20 protein-coding genes and 8 tRNA genes are annotated in these 16,318 nt (G+C 38.5%); 17 read left to right on the top strand and 11 right to left on the bottom strand.

Annotated features, from left to right (window positions below; translation table 11 throughout):
- Position 1: 1 nt before the first annotated feature.
- The 9 genes from DW862_RS10780 to DW862_RS10730 form a co-directional block, all read right to left on the bottom strand.
- Entirely contained in the window at positions 2-271 is a 270-nt protein-coding gene (locus tag DW862_RS10780) for a hypothetical protein (protein WP_007846552.1), read from the bottom strand.
- On the bottom strand, positions 268-663 hold the full coding sequence (locus DW862_RS10775; protein WP_007846553.1) for a YopX family protein: 396 nt from the start codon (positions 661-663) through the stop codon (positions 268-270). The genes DW862_RS10780 and DW862_RS10775 overlap by 4 nt, the downstream gene beginning before the upstream one ends.
- Before the next feature lie 12 nt (positions 664-675).
- Positions 676-933: a hypothetical protein gene (locus DW862_RS10770; RefSeq protein ID WP_007846554.1), complete on the bottom strand. Its 258-nt coding sequence runs from the start codon at positions 931-933 to the stop codon at positions 676-678.
- 7 nt (positions 934-940) lie between these two features.
- On the bottom strand, positions 941-1,450 hold the full coding sequence (locus DW862_RS10765) for a hypothetical protein (protein WP_007846555.1): 510 nt from the start codon (positions 1,448-1,450) through the stop codon (positions 941-943).
- A 51-nt stretch (positions 1,451-1,501) separates the two neighbouring features.
- Entirely contained in the window at positions 1,502-3,361 is a 1,860-nt protein-coding gene (locus tag DW862_RS10755) for a hypothetical protein (protein WP_243636475.1), read from the bottom strand.
- A 650-nt stretch (positions 3,362-4,011) separates the two neighbouring features.
- Positions 4,012-4,224, bottom strand: a complete 213-nt coding sequence (locus DW862_RS10745; RefSeq protein ID WP_120068101.1) for a hypothetical protein — start codon at positions 4,222-4,224, stop codon at positions 4,012-4,014.
- A 2-nt stretch (positions 4,225-4,226) separates the two neighbouring features.
- Positions 4,227-5,120: a hypothetical protein gene (locus DW862_RS10740; RefSeq protein WP_120068098.1), complete on the bottom strand. Its 894-nt coding sequence runs from the start codon at positions 5,118-5,120 to the stop codon at positions 4,227-4,229.
- A gap of 77 nt (positions 5,121-5,197) precedes the next feature.
- Positions 5,198-5,479, bottom strand: coding sequence for a hypothetical protein (locus tag DW862_RS10735; RefSeq protein ID WP_007854252.1), 282 nt, complete (start codon positions 5,477-5,479; stop codon positions 5,198-5,200).
- Between the two features lie 140 nt (positions 5,480-5,619).
- Complete coding sequence (locus DW862_RS10730) at positions 5,620-5,859, bottom strand: hypothetical protein (RefSeq protein WP_004327398.1); 240 nt, start codon at positions 5,857-5,859, stop codon at positions 5,620-5,622.
- 373 nt (positions 5,860-6,232) lie between these two features.
- Between DW862_RS10730 and DW862_RS10725 the strand changes: the two genes are divergently transcribed.
- The 9 genes from DW862_RS10725 to DW862_RS10685 all read left to right on the top strand — a co-directional run bounded on the left by DW862_RS10725 (position 6,233) and on the right by DW862_RS10685 (position 11,718).
- A complete protein-coding gene (locus DW862_RS10725) occupies positions 6,233-6,799 on the top strand; it encodes a hypothetical protein (RefSeq protein WP_004327397.1) in 567 nt (188 codons plus the stop codon).
- Positions 6,800-7,558: 759 nt separating this feature from the next.
- Positions 7,559-7,822 (top strand): hypothetical protein, encoded by a 264-nt coding sequence (locus DW862_RS10720; protein WP_005794441.1) that lies wholly within the window; start codon positions 7,559-7,561, stop codon positions 7,820-7,822.
- A gap of 7 nt (positions 7,823-7,829) precedes the next feature.
- The gene (locus tag DW862_RS10715; RefSeq protein ID WP_007854258.1) at positions 7,830-9,467 is read left to right on the top strand and encodes a phage/plasmid primase, P4 family; all 1,638 of its coding nucleotides are present in this window, start codon (positions 7,830-7,832) and stop codon (positions 9,465-9,467) included.
- A 1-nt stretch (position 9,468) separates the two neighbouring features.
- Positions 9,469-9,651: a hypothetical protein gene (locus tag DW862_RS10710; RefSeq protein WP_005794436.1), complete on the top strand. Its 183-nt coding sequence runs from the start codon at positions 9,469-9,471 to the stop codon at positions 9,649-9,651.
- A gap of 2 nt (positions 9,652-9,653) precedes the next feature.
- The gene (locus DW862_RS10705) at positions 9,654-9,875 is read left to right on the top strand and encodes a hypothetical protein (protein WP_032535098.1); all 222 of its coding nucleotides are present in this window, start codon (positions 9,654-9,656) and stop codon (positions 9,873-9,875) included.
- A gap of 5 nt (positions 9,876-9,880) precedes the next feature.
- Entirely contained in the window at positions 9,881-10,258 is a 378-nt protein-coding gene (locus tag DW862_RS10700; RefSeq protein WP_005794434.1) for a hypothetical protein, read from the top strand.
- On the top strand, positions 10,255-10,662 hold the full coding sequence (locus tag DW862_RS10695) for a hypothetical protein (RefSeq protein ID WP_005794432.1): 408 nt from the start codon (positions 10,255-10,257) through the stop codon (positions 10,660-10,662). The genes DW862_RS10700 and DW862_RS10695 overlap by 4 nt, the downstream gene beginning before the upstream one ends.
- A complete protein-coding gene (locus DW862_RS10690) occupies positions 10,646-11,434 on the top strand; it encodes a hypothetical protein (RefSeq protein ID WP_005794430.1) in 789 nt (262 codons plus the stop codon). The genes DW862_RS10695 and DW862_RS10690 overlap by 17 nt, the downstream gene beginning before the upstream one ends.
- Positions 11,435-11,463: 29 nt before the next feature.
- Positions 11,464-11,718 carry a hypothetical protein gene (locus tag DW862_RS10685; protein WP_005794429.1) on the top strand — a complete coding sequence of 85 codons (255 nt, stop codon included), beginning with the start codon at positions 11,464-11,466 and terminating at the stop codon, positions 11,716-11,718.
- A 196-nt stretch (positions 11,719-11,914) separates the two neighbouring features.
- Here DW862_RS10685 and DW862_RS10680 read toward each other — a convergent pair whose 3' ends face one another.
- Both DW862_RS10680 and DW862_RS10675 read right to left on the bottom strand, forming a co-directional pair.
- Complete coding sequence (locus DW862_RS10680; RefSeq protein WP_005794425.1) at positions 11,915-13,411, bottom strand: phage portal protein; 1,497 nt, start codon at positions 13,409-13,411, stop codon at positions 11,915-11,917.
- Complete coding sequence (locus tag DW862_RS10675) at positions 13,408-15,042, bottom strand: terminase large subunit domain-containing protein (RefSeq protein ID WP_120068095.1); 1,635 nt, start codon at positions 15,040-15,042, stop codon at positions 13,408-13,410. Before DW862_RS10675 ends, DW862_RS10680 begins: the two co-directional genes overlap by 4 nt.
- A 348-nt stretch (positions 15,043-15,390) precedes the next feature.
- Here DW862_RS10675 and DW862_RS10665 point away from each other — a divergent pair.
- From DW862_RS10665 to DW862_RS10640, 8 genes are all read left to right on the top strand, one after another.
- Positions 15,391-15,463 (top strand) — tRNA-Met (locus tag DW862_RS10665).
- A 65-nt stretch (positions 15,464-15,528) separates the two neighbouring features.
- Positions 15,529-15,601: transfer RNA gene (locus DW862_RS25900), tRNA-Phe, on the top strand.
- A 79-nt stretch (positions 15,602-15,680) separates the two neighbouring features.
- Positions 15,681-15,753: transfer RNA gene (locus tag DW862_RS10660), tRNA-Asn, on the top strand.
- A 7-nt stretch (positions 15,754-15,760) separates the two neighbouring features.
- Positions 15,761-15,833, top strand: a tRNA-Trp gene (locus DW862_RS10655).
- Positions 15,834-15,838: 5 nt separating this feature from the next.
- A tRNA-Gln gene (locus DW862_RS10650) sits at positions 15,839-15,909 on the top strand.
- Positions 15,910-15,914: 5 nt separating this feature from the next.
- Positions 15,915-15,986: transfer RNA gene (locus DW862_RS10645), tRNA-Glu, on the top strand.
- A gap of 73 nt (positions 15,987-16,059) precedes the next feature.
- Positions 16,060-16,144, top strand: a tRNA-Ser gene (locus DW862_RS25895).
- 6 nt (positions 16,145-16,150) lie between these two features.
- A tRNA-Tyr gene (locus DW862_RS10640) sits at positions 16,151-16,232 on the top strand.
- Positions 16,233-16,318 lie beyond the last annotated feature (86 nt).

Below are 16,318 nucleotides of genomic sequence, written 5' to 3'. Positions count from 1 at the left end.
ATTAAATATTTGGTTCAATAAATTCTATATTAGCCATTCGCATTTCATCTTCAAACGTCCATTTGTAATTGTGATTTTCCCAAAATGAAGCATATTCACAACCACGGCAAGTAACGGAATATCGGCCTTCTCCTATTTTTCTTGCTTTACAAACATCACGGAAAATCCGATTATCTATCGGAAAGTCTGTAAAACATACGATCTCTTTTCCTTCATCCAGTAGCTTTTTAAGAAGCTGATAGTCACGACTGGTTTTATATGGCATATTCATGGTTGGACTCCTTCTTTCATCAATTCAGGATTATCAAAAGCATTTCCTATCACTTCACATCTATCGCTGACGTACCACAACGGAGTAAAGCCACATGCCTTGTTCTTGTAGCAAAACATACCTTTATGAAATAATACCTCAACTGTAAATTGATAGGAGCTTTCACTTTCATGAATCAGTATTAGATCATGTTCGAAGATGCTATTACCGTTCTTATCGGTTATTTCGCTGAACTGACAGACTGTTTCGGGAATAACACCAACCCACTTGTTGGGTTCTACTTCAAAGAATACATTGTACATCTTTCTTTTGATGGTTCCATAGGAAATGGTCATACTCTTTACCCATTCACCACCGTTAACCCTTTTCGCTCTAAATTTTATCATTCTCATATAAATATCCAATTAAGATTCAAGTTTTTTAATAAATTCATTTAATCTATCGGCTGAATAATCGGTACCACCAATTATGAAGTAACCATCAACAGCAAATTTGAATGCTTCAATGGCTTTTTGTCTCATTCCTTCTTCGGCTATCGCTATTGCTGCATAGGCTTTTGCTTCTGATATGGCATATTGCACATAGCCGGTAGAATCCATCCGGTTGTCACTTTCCAAATCCAAAGTGTTACGTCTGATATAATCTTTTGCTTTTTGATTCATAATTATGCTAAAATTGCTTTATTTGTTTTCTAAATTCGTTCCATTCGTTGTTGGTAAAGTTGAAAAGAGTCTTTTTGCCTTTTTCTTCCCAATCACTTATGGCATAACCTACTAAATAAACTTTTTTAGTGCTGAAATCAAATCCCGTCACCCTATAACGTTTCTCATTATCCCGGTACATTGCCCCTTTGCATAACCTTCTGCCTTTGGAGTCTATGAAGGGTTTAATATTGCAGAATGCTTCATAGCTTTGGCAGGCTGAAATATTTCCCGAAGTAACAGCTTTCCGATAGAAATTTTCACCATAGCCCTTACCGTTGGCGTTGACTCCAAACCAGTAACCACCGCTGAATTTTGAAAATATATTCTGAAAATCCTCTTTATTGAATTTCATTTGAGATATTATAGCCAACTTTACTGCTTCATACATGGCTATGTTGACTCGTAAATAAGAATCAGTCTTTTCATTGTTCCAAACAAATTCTATCAGTTCAAAAGCTTTTGATTTTTCATTCATACTTTTGGGTATTTTCCTTCTCCTTTCGGATCAGTTCATTAATAAATTTACTCATGTTCGGTTGCTCTCTGACAAAATCAACCAAATCAATATCCAGTCTAATAGCATAGACCTTACTTTTCGTAACCGGTTTGTTTCGGCGATAACTTCTTTTGGCTTGTTTATTCTCTTCCATAATGATTCTTGATGTATGTAATAATTCGTTTGAAATGGCTGTAATTTAGGCTTGTTTGCCTCTTTTGTTCCGTCTCTGATTCGATGATTACCTTTGGTGTGAAAACGTCTAAAATCGCCCCAAAATAGTTCATCTGCATTTGCCTTTGGTCGGATTGCTCCCCAAACATATCGCCGTAATAGTTCGGGCAACATCATGGAAACAAACAGCAATGTTATACATTGACGATTCAATAGTTCGGGCACAACGGTTGGGCTGATAGTTCGTTCATGTTTATGTATGAAGATAGGCACCGGGAAAACCAAAGGCTGATCAATATACAATAGTTCGGGTGTGTATGCGCGTACTGGTTCATTCTCTGTTATTGGTTCGGGTTCGTTCGCGTTTGTTTCTTCGTTTACTGGTTCGGTTAATAGTTCAGGCAAAGAAATGCCGGATAGTTCGGTTAGCATTGTTAGCCTCTGTAATGCTTTGTTTATTTGATCCTGATAAAACCAACGGGAAATAAAATCTATCAGAGCTACCAAAGCAAAGACAAAAGCCGGTGTTTTTGTTTGTACATCCACATATAAGGCCGGTAAATGTTTCTCCGGCTCTCTTACCGGTTCTTTTTCCGGGATGGTAGGAACTTTGGCACGATCCAAAGCCTTTATATTACATTTTAAGTTCGGGCAAATAGAATCATTTATAAAGGCAGGCATAACCACACCGATACGCGCCGCCTTATCATCGAAGACCGCCGCCCGATCAGGTGCCACCAGCCATACGCCACCAGTCCAGCCGGAAAGCAAAGGGATAACGTTTGATGCAAAGAAACCTAACTTTATATCAATTAAAGCGGCTTTTTCCAATGTTACACAAAGTTCTTTGTGTCCGTTACTGTCTGCGTCATTATAAGATAAATAAACTTTGTTCTCTCCGGCAATAGTACGAAGTGAGAAACCGCTTTTTTTGTTCCGTTTGGCTATTTCTTTTACAAAACCGGCAACCGCTTTTAATTCGCTTTTCTGAATCTTTATAAATCCGTCTTTTGAAAGATTGGGATATACAAGCCGGTAATTAGGGAAATATCCGGCAAAATCACAAATAAAGGTTTGTTTTTTATCGTTGGTTATTTCTGTAATATTGCCGCCTTCCTGACTGCAAACACAAACAGAGCACCGGCCAACCATTTCTTTTAAATGTTTGGGATTGATAAATAATTTCAGACCGTCAGGCAAAAGCCCGGATGTTTCAATAATTACGGGATATTCTTTTAATGTACGCCCGTCAGAAGCAACTAAAGCCGATTTGTAAGGATCAAGATAAATATAATTAAATGCTGGTCTTAGAGAATCTTTTGTTACTAATTTAGTGATATTTAGATGTTCCTTTGTAATCCACATATCAAAGGAGCAAACAATATTTTCACGCTCTTCTATTTTGGTAAACCTTGTTTTATTGGCTTGTTTGGTGCCTATCAGCTTTTCAAATTGCCAAACAAGATTAAAAACCTGATCCACTGGGAAGGAACACTTAAAGCTGTTTATTTGTACAGCCCTAAAATCCGTTATATTTAGTTTGGCATCAACGCAAAGATATTTTATATTTATCTCGTTGCCGTTGGCATCTTTCAGCTTTGCAAGCTCCGCGGCGGTATAGGTGCCGGGAGCTATTTCTATTTCATTTGTAAAAACTTCGTTTGCTATTTTAACCAGTTCGGCCAAAATAAGGCCGTTAAATTCTTTTTCATTCATAACATTAAATAGTTAGATATTTTACACCAAAGTAAAAGCCTAAAGCAAGGCAGAAAAGCAAGTAAATAGGAAGCAGCCAAAGACCGCCAAACACGCTAAAGCAGATTAATAAAACTACTATTAGCCAAATAATTACGCCCACCATGTTAGAAAGTAGGGTTTTCAAGCTCTTGCAAAAAATCTTCCTCCGTTATACTCTCACATATATTTGAGCCATCAACACAAACACTAAATCCGGTTGCGGTGCGGAATACTTCTAATTTGTGCGTTTCTCCGTTTGGGGATTCTATTATATAGGTAGTCATAATATCAAAGTTTAAAGGAATGCCGGGAAACCGCCCGGCGCGGTGGAATATTTGTATTATTCGTTTATGTTATGCAAATTACAGTTCCAAACGTGTTTAGGGAATGAACCGTCTTTGTTAAGGCTAACAATAGATGTATTATCCCCGTTATCCTTAATTACATAAACTATAAGTTTTCTAAATCCATATAACCCAATATGATATAATATCTTTTTCTCCATAAATTTAAAATTTGTCTGATTGATCGTTTTTATTTATGAAGTCTTTTAATTTTTTGGGATCGGTGCCGGAGATAAACACCACGGCACCGAATAAAAGCAGCATTAAACAAAACATAGCTTATTATTAATAAAGTGTTGCACGTTCGTATAAACTTTGCAATATAATGCCATCTTTACAAAGTCCGTCTTTATATTCTCCGAAAGCTATATTAAAATCCAGTTTAAAAGAATGTTTCTTTTTGTTGGCTTCTCTTTCAAATTCGCCTCCGAACTCTTTGCAGAACTCCCAAAAAGATCGGCGTAACTCTTTTTGATTGGTTATCGTGTATTTTGCCATGGCTATTTCATTTTAAAAGTTATGCCAGCAGGCAACAAAGAACGGTTAACACTGGAAACGAATTTATTAAAATCGTTCTCCGTTACTTTTGTTTCGTAGTCTTTCCAATTAAAAACAAGCTCGTTACTATGATCGTAATATATCACATTATTAACTGATAACCCGGCATCAAGAACGGCCAACATAACCCGCTTTTCATTTTCGGCCTTTTGTTGTTTCTTTTTGCAATCGTTAATTATTTCAGCGCGTTTTTTCTCGTATGCTTTGCGCTTTTCTTCGTCTTTTCGCGCTTGTACAGCTTCAGGGCGATAATAACCATCGTTTATTCTGTTAGTTATAGTTGTACGTTCTTCGTCCGTCAATTTCAAAGTAAAACGTTCGTTTTCCGGCTTATATGGGTTTTCCCATGTTTGCCCGGTTAACTCTTCCAGCTTTTTTAAAGCCTCGTTAGATTCTCTTTTCCAGCGTTCAACGATACCGAGCATATAAAGGAGGTATTTAAAGTATTGTTTATCTTCTGCCTGATGAAGCAAATTATATTCCGTTTCCGTGATACGCAAATAGTTAATTGCAGTTTCTTTGCTGCTGTTCGTAATATGGTAAAAACCGTTTTCAACTGGGTACATTGGCGCGCCGTAATGATTAGACAAATGAAGATCAACGAACATTTTAAACTGTGGGAAACGCTTTAGTATTTCTTCATGGCAGCAACCACCAGCACACCAAACGAAACGCCCGTTTTTGCGTTGTTCGTAAATATCCGCCGTTATACTCCAATCGCATATATTATTTTTGCAATCATCAGCCAGTAATATTTTAACATTGATTTTAAAGGTTGTCCCGGCTTGAATATATCTTTTTGATACTGTGTAACAAAGTCTATTTGTAGTTGTCATAATACAAAATTTAAAGGGTGAATAATGAAAGTAAGAAGTAACCCGGAGCCATGACAGCCCCGGAAAAATAGTTATTATTAGAATTTAGAAAGATATTCCACGCATCCGATAATATAGGCCGCGTGTTCTCTTGCCGCTTGTTCTTTTTCTTGCTTGGTTGCGGTCTTATGATCCTGATCGGAAAGCATTTTTGCAGCCATCCGGACGATCTTTTTCATAGTGGAACAGTTTGCAAGATATTCAACGGAAGGAGTTAAGCCGCGGTTTACTTTTTTCAAAAGTGTATTTTGCAGCCATTCAGTAAGCGCGTAAATATCGCGAGAATTGCGAATATAGATAATTAATAAATCTGTGTTCATAACGCAAAATTTAAAGGGTGAAACTTGGTTTGTCTTTGTTTTTCCCTTAACTTTGCATTTAACGTTGTGGAAGACGTTAACCGATAAACGCAAAGTTTAAAGGGAGGCCGGAGAAGTTAACGCACTGATCCGGCTTTTTATTAGTATGAAATCTTTTGAATACGATCAAAAGGAATTAATAACGCTATGTGCTTATCCTGATAGTGAATCAATTCAAAACTATTTGCCGTTGATAGTCTTATAATAGCGGCTTTTTTCGCTGTTTCTTGAAACACATCAAAATGAACCTTTAAACGGTTGCAACAGTTTGTGCCTTCTGGGGCTACATGTACGGCGTTTAACGTTACATTTTTGTTTTGTAAGTTTAGTAATACTTCCATGATCTTATATTTTAAATTAAACATTCAACCAAAGAAGAAGTAAAAACGGGAAAGTGTGGAAGACGTTAACCGTTTATCTCCTTTTCTGTATTACAAAGGTACGAATAATATTTGTAATACAAAACAAAATGTATCTTTATTTTTAAGGAAACACTCTATTTTTGCATTTATTAATACTTGTATAATATATTGATTATCAGTATATTATATAACAACAAGGGAATAAATATAAAGCCTTTAAGAAGTAAGGAAATATTTATAGATGTAAACATCTAAATATGCTTATTTGCTTTATTTATAGCCTTTGTTTAACTTTGTAGCAAGTTACAGAGCGCGAGACGCCAATATAATAAACTCTTTCATATCGTTTTATATGGTGTACAGTAAGCGCGTAACAGATTTACAGCAAATTTATCAATTAACCCCGGATGATGTTTTCTTTTGTATGCTTGTTGCATCCGGTGCCAGTCGTGGCGAAGCATACGCAACTATATTTAGACCACGATCAACCAAAATAGAAACGGCGCAACGCGGAGCCGCCCAACTTGCAAAGGATAAACCCGGCATTAATAAACTAATACGGTCTTTTGAAGATAACCGCGCCGCCTTCCTTCCTGACAATGATAGCCCCAAAAGCAAGAAGAAAAAGAAAAACACAGAAACAGAAGAGGAAGAAAAAGCCGGGAATGTTGTACAATACCGAGATAAAGACGCTGTTTTATCAGGCCTCGAACAAACCCTACCTTATTTAAGGGGCAAAGATCGCGCGGATGTATTAATGAAAATAGCCGATCTCCAGCAAATGAAGAAGGACGAAAACACGGAAGAAGAGGAAACAGTACATTATTATCTACCTTTGCAATGTTATAGATGTAGCCTTTTTATAGCTGATCGAGCAAAGCGGAAAGCAGAAGGAGCGGAAAAGCCGGATAATATTTAATATTATAGGTATAATATAAAGAGAATCAAGGCAAAGCGCGGCTTTTCTCCTTCTTTGCTGGTCAACTGGATAATGAAAGCAGGGAGGGCACCCCCCCCGGCTACCCAAGACACCAAGCATGTTTCAATCCCGGTCAAGATTTTTATTTTTTTTTCTTTTTTGGAGCCAATAATGGATGTTTTTAAGGCTTTTCCAATGATAAATTACAAAAGTGAATGTCCGATGTATAGTTTTACTTCTGAAAATGTATAGTATATGTATAGTTTACTTCATAACTATACATGTGTAAATCATTCATTATTAGGTCAATGGAAATTTAATGTATAGTATGTATAGTTTATATGTAAATTGCGTATGGGAAAAAAATATATATAATATGGTTTGCATAAAAAACTATACATACTATGCACTATTTTTCCATTGATTTGTATTTCAATATGTTATATATGTATAGTTGCCTTTAAAACCCTACATAAACCATACATATCAGAGAGAATGTTCCATCTGTATTTCCTATTGAAATAGAGTAGTTATCCTTTGTTTATCAATATTTTGCGATTATTGGTCTTCAATGATGCAACGAATAAAAACATGGCAAAAAGACTTCAAAAAAGCGTGTTTATTCTATATTTTAAGTAGAAAATAATAGTATTTATATGGTAATTATGTAGAAAATAAGCTATATTTGTGGCATAAAACACTTGAAAAATAGCATAAAAACAGTAGAAATGCTTTGTTTTCGGGTATAAAAACGGTGGTATGAATAAGTTTGAGTCTATATTGTTTGATTATGGGCGATACGTTTTTGTTTCTGTGTTCAGAAAAGCGCAGGAAGAGGAAAGATATGAAGATTGTGCGGTGATGCGAGATATTATGCAAAAATATCATATACCTTGTGACACATCTTTAGAGGACTGGCGTACTGATTTGTGGCGATTTGGATATTCAGGAGATGTTGCTATAAATAATCTGTCAGTATATATGGTTGAGGCCTTAACCCGTGCCGGGTATTCAAATTCATAGATTGTACATGGAGAAGGGAAAGTATAGGAAGTTGTTAAATGAGGTCTTCGGGCTTATGAAAGGCGAGAAACTGGATGCCGCCTTACAAGAGTCCAAAAGTGCAGCGCGTGTTGACGCTGTGCAGGACTTGATGCGTGCAGCCATTATACGATCTTCGATTTGTAAGTTCAATGGTACGCCTTACTATTTCAGTGGCCGGATATATGAAGAGATGGCATGGGATGATTTTGGCAATCTGATATATGACTTGATGCGTAAATGCAAAATGCCCAATGGTGATTATTCCCGTGTGGAGGGTGTACTGAAAGTCTGTAAGCGTGTGGTGGCAGGAAAAGCCTTGAAGCCTGATAATGCCATTGTGGTGTTCAATAACTGTGTGTTTGATATGAATGCTCGCCGTGCACATTCTTTCAACCGCCGTTGGGTACAGACTACATGTGTTCCCTATGACTACAAGCCGGAAGAGCATGTCTTTCTTTGGAGAATGTTCCTGGATGAAGTTTTGCCGGACAAAAACATGCAAAAAGTTTTGCAGGAGTTTCTTGGAAGTATTTTTGTTGACCGGCGTGTGGCGAAAATGGAAACTATGCTTGTTCTTCGTGGCTCCGGCTCCAATGGCAAAAGTGTAGTCTTTGAAACGATCATGGGCATACTTGGCCGGGAGAATGTCAGCAATTTCGGCATAGGTGCATTGATTACTGGAAATGAGAGAAAAAAAAATATCGCTTTCATTAATGGCAAGCGGTTGAACTACTGTTCTGAAATACAAGCGTTAGAGTTTGGTAAGGATAGTGACACGTTGAAGAGCCTTATCAGTGGTGAACCTACCGAAGCCCGGCCTATCTATGGCGATAACTTCACTGCTTACAATATTCCTCTGCTTATGGCAAATGCCAACCAAATGCCGTATTTGAAAGACTGGAGCTATGGAATGAGGCGGCGTATTTGCATTATTCCCTTTGAGGTGGAGATACCCAAAGCCCGGCAGAAAAAAGAACTGTCACGGGATTTGGAGGCCGAATACCCAGCTATATTCAATTGGATATTGGAAGGACGTGACCGTTTTATCGCCAATGGTTATAAGTTGACAGACAGTAAGGAGCTTGAAAATGTCATGGATGAATATCAGTCGGAAAGTAGTACCGTAATGAAGTTCATGTATCAAATGAACTATCTGTGCCGCTATGAGGAAATTGCCGATATTGAACCCAAATGGATGTCTTCGGCCATTCTGTACCGGAAATATTGCAAATGGTGTAGGGACAATAATGCCAAAGAAGAGAATGTGACAGTATTCGGACGTATTCTTTCGGAAGCCGGTTATCGTAAAAAAAGAACCCCGAATGGTCAGGTGTATGGTTTGTATGGAACAGCCTTGACGGAAAAACTCTATTATGAGAAACGGGAAGACCTACGGGGTAACTATAAGCAAAGGATCGCTAAACCGGTTTATCAAGATGGCAAACGATACGCTTATACCCATGAAGGGCTTGCGGCCTGCTTGTCATTGAGCATTTATCAAGTCCAGCGTTTGTTCCGGGAGAAGAAACTGGAGGGGACGTACCACATGGAGAAGAGAACAACTGTTTTTGACTTGGACGCTGTGGAGAAGATTATCAAACAATTAAAAATAAGAACCAAATAGTATGATCGCACCGGATGAATTTGCAGAGGTTATTGAAAAAATAGATAACCTACGGGGAGCATTGGAAATCCCTATGCCAGCTGGATTTCATGTAAATCAAATGAAGCGTGAGCTTGAAGAAGTATCAGACAAATTAAAACGGATTTACGTTGAGGAAGAAGACGAAAATCCATGGGAGGAATAAGCATGGCAGTAAAATTTAGACACAAGGAAACGGGATTGTTCTTTTGCAGGGCAAAGGGATTATCCCCTTCAAGAAGAGATTATGACAAACTTGGAGAAGAAGGTATTTTTAGGAAAAGGCATTTGTCTAAGCGAGGAAGAATCTACGAAAGCGCAACTGAAAATCAGAAACGGGATTGGATTGGCAAGGAACATGCAGATGAATTTGAAATAGTAAAAGTATGAAAAATATGAATCACATAGAGTTAAGTGTTGAGCTGATGTCTATTCTTCGGGCCTTGAACTATTCATGTGAATTGAAGACAATAGAAGGTAAGAGCATTGTAATGGATATAGCAGTGCAAGGAGAATTGTCTGTCAGGCACCAAAAAATGATTGAAATGCTTCTTGGTGGATTTCTCTCTGAATTTTATTGGGTAAATGGGAAGCATCATATTTATATCAGAGAAGAGTGCAAAGGGCTTCTTCCTGATGATGATAGGTATAGTTGCTTGATTTATGAAATGAATAAAGTATCATCGGATGAAGAACGTATAAACTCTTACGGTAAGGAATACTTTTTTAATCTTGGAGATAGATTTGAACGTAAATTAAAAATAGGATTATGAGCAAAAAAACAAATGGTATTCAGGTAGGTAACTTTATTGTTACGAGGGATAATGGTAGTGAACATGACTGGATCAGTATTAAGGCAGTGTCAGGTTTTTGGAGTATGCGTTTTCGGGATGATAACGGAATGTTTTCCCGGATTCGGGAGTTAACCAACAATAAGGAACTTCGTGAATATTTGGAAACATGGATCAAAGTATGTTTCCTTATTAGTAATGCAACCCCTGACGTTAAGTTTATGGAAGAGTTTTTTAAAAGCTATTCTGATCTTACCGAACGGCTACGAGGCTTGCAGCAACCAGTATCACCGGAAGATGATGCCAAGATACTGGAAGAAGAGAGAAACATGAATAGTATCAAGGAAGGTATTAAGGAGGAACATAAAAATGAGGGTACCGACTGATAAGGAAATTGAAGAGGCCAAAGAATACCTCCGTCAACGTCTGGATGCGGAGCTATCCATGCGTACCAATCTTCAAATTGTAATGATCGAGGCGGCAAAGCAAATTATAGATATTTCATACCGGTACAAGATCAGCCCTGAACTATTCCGTTTTTCAGCAAACAGACAGTTGCAGGAGGAAGTGGATGCCATTATTTTATCCCTTCTTGAAATAATTGAAGACTATACTTATACTTTGGCAGTAGCGACACATGAGGATAATAAGGATGCAATCATAACATGTATAACGCGAGAATCATACGGCAAAACCTTCACACAACGTGCAAGAGAATATGTTGACCGGTTTTCAAAGGAGGTTGAAACGGCCATTGCCGCCGGATTACTACTGAACCTTTCCAAAGACAAATTACTTTCATCTATCAGGCAGTCGGTAAAAACGCCATTGCTTAATGAGCATGTACAGAGAGCTATTTCAAAGGGTTATCCGATTATTTCAAGACTCGGTGTTCAGGAGTCTTTTGGAGTAGGACGTACTGTAAGCTCTTGGACTGCACTGTCAGATTTGACGGAGTATGCTGTGGCAGAGGGTTGGATGAAGCATTGGGAATTGCAGGCTAAAGCCTGTGGAGCCGTAGGGTTCTTTGTCATGCGTGGCAGCTCCTATCCTTGTAACATTTGTGACGATGAAGTCGGATTTCATGTGGAATGGGACAAATTACCACCGTATCACGGTCATTGTAAATGCTTTGCCGTTCCCGTATCAGCAATATAATTATTTAACATACTAAATATCAGAATATTATGTTTGGATTATCATTAATCAGCACAAAGAAACTCAATCATCTTGCATCAGAATGCAGCAAACTGGCTATTGCCAATGTTGAGCTTTCAAAACAAAATGCGACACAATCTAAAACTATTATGGAACTTACTGGAGAAGTCCGGGTGCTAAATTCTAAAATCCTTCTGAATGAAAGTATCAATGATGATCTGCAAAAGAAGCTTAACCGGAAATATCCTCGAAAGCCTTATAATAAAAAATTGTATCGAAAGTAGTGTCATATTCAATTCATTCATTACATTTGCAATGTAGAAGCTGACTTGTTATAACACAAGCTTATCAACCAAATTGTTGAAAAAGTAAAGCCTCTGTCTATTTTATGTAGGCAGAGGCGGCTTTTCCTAATGTATAGTTACATTGGATTCAGAGCGCGGAGTACGGGATTGCTTTCGCGCTCCGCGTTGGTACAGATCATTTTGCATTACCCTCTTTATTTTCATTTTTCTTGATTTTCAGTTGATATAGCAAGTCAGCTTGTTGCTGTTCCTTATATTCACGCATGATACGATCCCATTCATTGTTTTTTCCATAGCCGGATTCTTCCGAGCCGGTTTCTTTTGATAAAATACCGGCACCGACTAATTGTACCAAGTTCGATACCAATTCGGCTGCATTTTGGTGGACGTATGGAACTGCCCACGAAAAAATTTTCAAATTGAGGAATTTGGTAAGTTGGCCTTTTTCTGTTCCATATCCGTGCAGGAACAGCCGTTTCATTTTGTCTATTGATTCGTCAAATTCCTTGCAGTCAATCATGGCTTTTTCCAAAGATGGTGAATAGATCAGCTTGATAGCAACACCCGGTAAATCTCCTGACTTTACTTCGGGAGGCATGACAACAAAACTCCCCATAAAAATCATTTTAAGTAATGTATTAATTTGAAGTTCAAATGATTGTGATGCTTCGGGACGATTCATAAAGCCTGCATCATCATCCTTCCCCATAGTGATAGCTTTTACCGCACCATACATATCTCCCTGAATCTCAACATCTTCACCTTTAAGTAACATAATTGGAAATGCGTATGCCATATTGTTTTGACACAAATGGGAAATAGCCAGTTCGTACTTGTCGATATTATCTTGTGAAAAGCTCCAGCAGGCACCGTGTTTGTCCCGATAATATACAACCGGACATTCGGTAAATCCATGATCGTGTTCTTCCACTAATGTATATCCTTCAATACCGAAATACTGTTTCACTTTGTTTATTGCTCCGGCTATTCCCCTTTTATCCTGCCGGTAACGGTACATTTTTTTATTATCCCACACTTCCACCCAAGAAATGAGTTCCTTTCCCTCTTCGTCATAGTCGCTGTATCGCCGGGCAAACAGTGTCATTTGACCGGTTATGGAATCGTAGTGAGGATAAAGAGTGTCACCATCAAAATAGGAGAGATTCTTGGTGAACACCTTGCCTTCATTCATATAGAATACGATTGCTGCATCTCCCGTTATTTTTACACTTTTGGCATATTCGTAAAATGCAATCTCCATATTTTTATCCAGCCATCCTTTTTGAAATTCGAGAAATATTTCCCGTGAACTTTCATCAACTTTGGTATCGGTCAGCTCATGATGAATGTCATTGCCACATAGATGTACAAGTTGTTGGATAGTGATTATCATCTGAAAGGGAAAAGAAGCACGGAATACTTTCTCCCGGAAGAACCGTTTCTTCTCTTCGTCATATTTCAGTCTGTCCGGGTAAAACAATTCCGAATTGATCTTGTGCCCTGAAGGATAAAACTCACGGATAAAATCAGCCTGCGAAATGAGCTGCCATGTCAGCCTATCACTGTTGTTTGTGAACGATGCGTTTCTTAAATCGCTCGTAATCCTGCCTTGCAAGTAACCTTCGGGAGTAACCCTTGCAAAAGGCTTTTTTGTAAGAATCTCTGCTATCATATTAATCCTAAACCTTTTATGTGTTTGCGTTTATGTTTAATTTCAAAAATCATTCGCATAAGCAATGCTTCTATGAAGTCGGGAGAATGACCTACTAATTTTTTCATTATAATCTTCTTGATAATAGTCCAGCCTTTCTCTTCACTGTCTTCATCCTTTCGTATCGCTTTCCTTTCCTTGTCGAGAATCTGTCTAAGGGGAACTTTCTCAAACCCTTTGCCGGAGAACTTGCGTTCAAGAAGAGTCGGTTCAATGGAAATCTCCCGGTTGATAATTTTTTGTGCAAACAGATATGCCGCTTGTGATTTTAAATTCGCATAGATGTATTTGAATTTCTCTTCCACGGCTTCTTTGTTGTTGAATGGGATTGCATTCGGGAAAAAGCCTTTGAATATTTGTCCGAGTCCGTTAAGGTCATAGGTGAAGCATTCTTCTCTTACATGCCATTCTTCCAGCATCGCTTTTACGGTATCGACTGTTTTCTTGCTGTCAAGTTTGCAAACAAATATGTCTCTTATATGCCATCCTTCCCACAGCCACATGACAAGACTGTCGCCACCCTCAAATGCCGCATCACATGATACCCGGCGTATTCCATCACCTATCTGCATGGAATTGCGGTATAAGGCTTCCATGTGAGTCAGCTTTATTATATCATCTCCGGCAGCTTTGTATTTCCAGTTACCGTCAAGATCGCGTGCGCGTTGTTCGTCTGACTGGTTGACAAGGTTAGCCAAATAGGTCGGATCAGAAGACATCAGTTTTACATTATCGGAAAGTTTTGCTTCAATAAAAGTAACCGACTTGATAAACAGTTCTTGTGGTGTGCCATATTGCTCATACTCCGGCTTCCAGTAGGCGTGTATAATATCCCTGCATTGCTCATATACTTCCTCACGGGTATCTCCCCAATATATACCTGAAACATTGTCCCCGTCCATAAAACAATACCGGACTCTGCCATCACGTTCCGGGATTGGAAGACCATCTTCTCCGATCCACCAGTCAATGAATTTTGCAACCCAGCTGTCAGGATCAGGGTTACATGTTCCGATAAAGCGGTTACGGATATGAAAGGCGTTACGGTTACAAGTGATAAGGTATTTGAATTTGAGATATTCCATGTGGGTTATTTCATCCACACCTATATATGCGAACTGTTTACCTTGAAAACGCTTTTTGAAATCGTCAAGTGTGTCAGCATGATAGCTGAATTTTAAAAATCCACCTTTATAGAAATTCCAGCGCATGTCGTTTTTGGACTTGTTGTATTCCCCAAAATCATCATATAAGGTGGATGATGTTTCTACCATATCAGAGAGATCGTCTATCTCATGCCGGAGAAGCACAGAACGGAAGTTTTTATTTTTTATATCTTTCAATGTTTCCATAAGAAGAGTAAAAGTTTTACTTCCCCCACGGCATCCCCCACAGATGGTAATATCAGCCGGGGTGGAGAGCATGTTTTCCTGCCCTCCACCTTGTGCGATTATCTTATTCGGATTAGGAATTTTCCTATCCGCGTCCCTTAACATTTGGATATATTCATAATCAAGCACCAAACTGGCATTAACCGTTTTTATTCCACTATATTTCTCCATAAAAAGAAAACCGATCCTCACATTACACATGTGGAGACCGGCCTATAAGCTCTGATTCTAATATTGCAGTACAAAAATACGCATAAAGAGTATTATTTTCTACATTTTAATAGAAAATAATATCAAAAATGTTTTGAGAAAAGAAATCCAGTACATATATTTGCAACGAAAACATGGAGTATGATAAAAATTAGTGCGGATAAAGATGCAGATCAAAGGGAAATATACAACAAGATAGTTTTATGTCCGATATGCGGTCAGAAACTAACTGATATAAGCTATGTCAATGGTGTTGTTATATTGAGAGTGAAGTGTCGTAGATGCAAGAACTACATAAATGTGGATATTGTGGGTACAAAGTAGTTTTCAGGATAATATCGCGGAGTGGAGCAGCTGGTAGCTCGTTGGGATCATAGCCCAAAGGTCATTCGTTCGAGTCGAATCTCCGCAACAATAGTTGGAGTTGCCGCATTGTTTCTCCCTTCGATGTGGCGTATGGGGATAAAGGGAGAATATGGAAAGATGGCAGACGTGGTGTATGCGCCGGACTGAAAATCCGGTTAAGGTGATTCGATTTCATCTCTTTCCACAAAACCTATACGGTGTGGTTCAATTCCCACAGGTACGCTGAAATGGGGTATCGCAGGTTAGGTGAGTATAGGTATATTGTCCGGTTAGCTCAATTGGTAGAGCAATACACTGTTAATGTAAAGGTCGGTAGTTCGATTCTATCACCGGGCGCAATGAAGCGGAGATAGTTCAGTTGGAAGAACGTCAGATTCCAAACCTGATTGTCGGGGGTTCGAGTCCTTCTCTTCGCGCATATTGAGATATGGTGTAATGGCAACACAGCAGATTTTGGTTCTGCTATTCAAGGTTCAAATCCTTGTATCTCAACAAATGGCGTATTCGACTAACGGTTAGGTCGTCACCTTTTCACGGTGGAAACCAGAGTTCGATTCTCTGATACGCTACACAAAATGAATAACGTCCGAAGTACAAGGGAAATGCGGTGGTTTCACAGAGATGTCTTGTAGGCCGCATATTGGAAGTATGGGTGAGTGAACGATACCACCTCTTTGCTAAAGAGGCAAGCTGAAAGGCTTCGGAGGTTTGAATCCTTCTGCTTCCGCAAAACGGGTAGTTACCGAAGTGGCAAACGGGATAGACTGTAAATCTATTGGCTTTCGTCTTCATTGGTTCGAGTCCAATACTGCCCACTATTAAATGAAAAATAAGACCAAAGAGTCAGATTGATGCAAAAAAGCATTGTCTGACTCTTTTTTTATTCAACATAAACACAAAA

Origin of the sequence: Bacteroides sp. AM37-9 (assembly GCF_003603455.1) — a bacterium.
GTDB lineage: Bacteria > Bacteroidota > Bacteroidia > Bacteroidales > Bacteroidaceae > Bacteroides > Bacteroides xylanisolvens.
Note: the sequence above shows the minus strand (reverse complement) of the source record. Positions and strands in the feature narration are given on the sequence as shown.

Bases quoted from the DNA above. Each gene is read 5' to 3' on its own strand.
- DW862_RS10780 (WP_007846552.1), bottom strand. From the start codon at position 271: ATGAATATGCCATATAAAACCAGTCGTGACTATCAGCTTCTTAAAAAG.
- DW862_RS10775 (WP_007846553.1), bottom strand. From the start codon at position 663: ATGAGAATGATAAAATTTAGAGCGAAAAGGGTTAACGGTGGTGAATGG.
- DW862_RS10770 (WP_007846554.1), bottom strand. From the start codon at position 933: ATGAATCAAAAAGCAAAAGATTATATCAGACGTAACACTTTGGATTTG.
- DW862_RS10765 (WP_007846555.1), bottom strand. From the start codon at position 1,450: ATGAATGAAAAATCAAAAGCTTTTGAACTGATAGAATTTGTTTGGAAC.
- DW862_RS10755 (WP_243636475.1), bottom strand. From the start codon at position 3,361: ATGAATGAAAAAGAATTTAACGGCCTTATTTTGGCCGAACTGGTTAAA.
- DW862_RS10745 (WP_120068101.1), bottom strand. From the start codon at position 4,224: ATGGCAAAATACACGATAACCAATCAAAAAGAGTTACGCCGATCTTTT.
- DW862_RS10740 (WP_120068098.1), bottom strand. From the start codon at position 5,120: ATGACAACTACAAATAGACTTTGTTACACAGTATCAAAAAGATATATT.
- DW862_RS10735 (WP_007854252.1), bottom strand. From the start codon at position 5,479: ATGAACACAGATTTATTAATTATCTATATTCGCAATTCTCGCGATATT.
- DW862_RS10730 (WP_004327398.1), bottom strand. From the start codon at position 5,859: ATGGAAGTATTACTAAACTTACAAAACAAAAATGTAACGTTAAACGCC.
- DW862_RS10725 (WP_004327397.1), top strand. From the start codon at position 6,233: ATGGTGTACAGTAAGCGCGTAACAGATTTACAGCAAATTTATCAATTA.
- DW862_RS10720 (WP_005794441.1), top strand. From the start codon at position 7,559: ATGAATAAGTTTGAGTCTATATTGTTTGATTATGGGCGATACGTTTTT.
- DW862_RS10715 (WP_007854258.1), top strand. From the start codon at position 7,830: ATGGAGAAGGGAAAGTATAGGAAGTTGTTAAATGAGGTCTTCGGGCTT.
- DW862_RS10710 (WP_005794436.1), top strand. From the start codon at position 9,469: ATGATCGCACCGGATGAATTTGCAGAGGTTATTGAAAAAATAGATAAC.
- DW862_RS10705 (WP_032535098.1), top strand. From the start codon at position 9,654: ATGGCAGTAAAATTTAGACACAAGGAAACGGGATTGTTCTTTTGCAGG.
- DW862_RS10700 (WP_005794434.1), top strand. From the start codon at position 9,881: ATGAATCACATAGAGTTAAGTGTTGAGCTGATGTCTATTCTTCGGGCC.
- DW862_RS10695 (WP_005794432.1), top strand. From the start codon at position 10,255: ATGAGCAAAAAAACAAATGGTATTCAGGTAGGTAACTTTATTGTTACG.
- DW862_RS10690 (WP_005794430.1), top strand. From the start codon at position 10,646: ATGAGGGTACCGACTGATAAGGAAATTGAAGAGGCCAAAGAATACCTC.
- DW862_RS10685 (WP_005794429.1), top strand. From the start codon at position 11,464: ATGTTTGGATTATCATTAATCAGCACAAAGAAACTCAATCATCTTGCA.
- DW862_RS10680 (WP_005794425.1), bottom strand. From the start codon at position 13,411: ATGATAGCAGAGATTCTTACAAAAAAGCCTTTTGCAAGGGTTACTCCC.
- DW862_RS10675 (WP_120068095.1), bottom strand. From the start codon at position 15,042: ATGTGTAATGTGAGGATCGGTTTTCTTTTTATGGAGAAATATAGTGGA.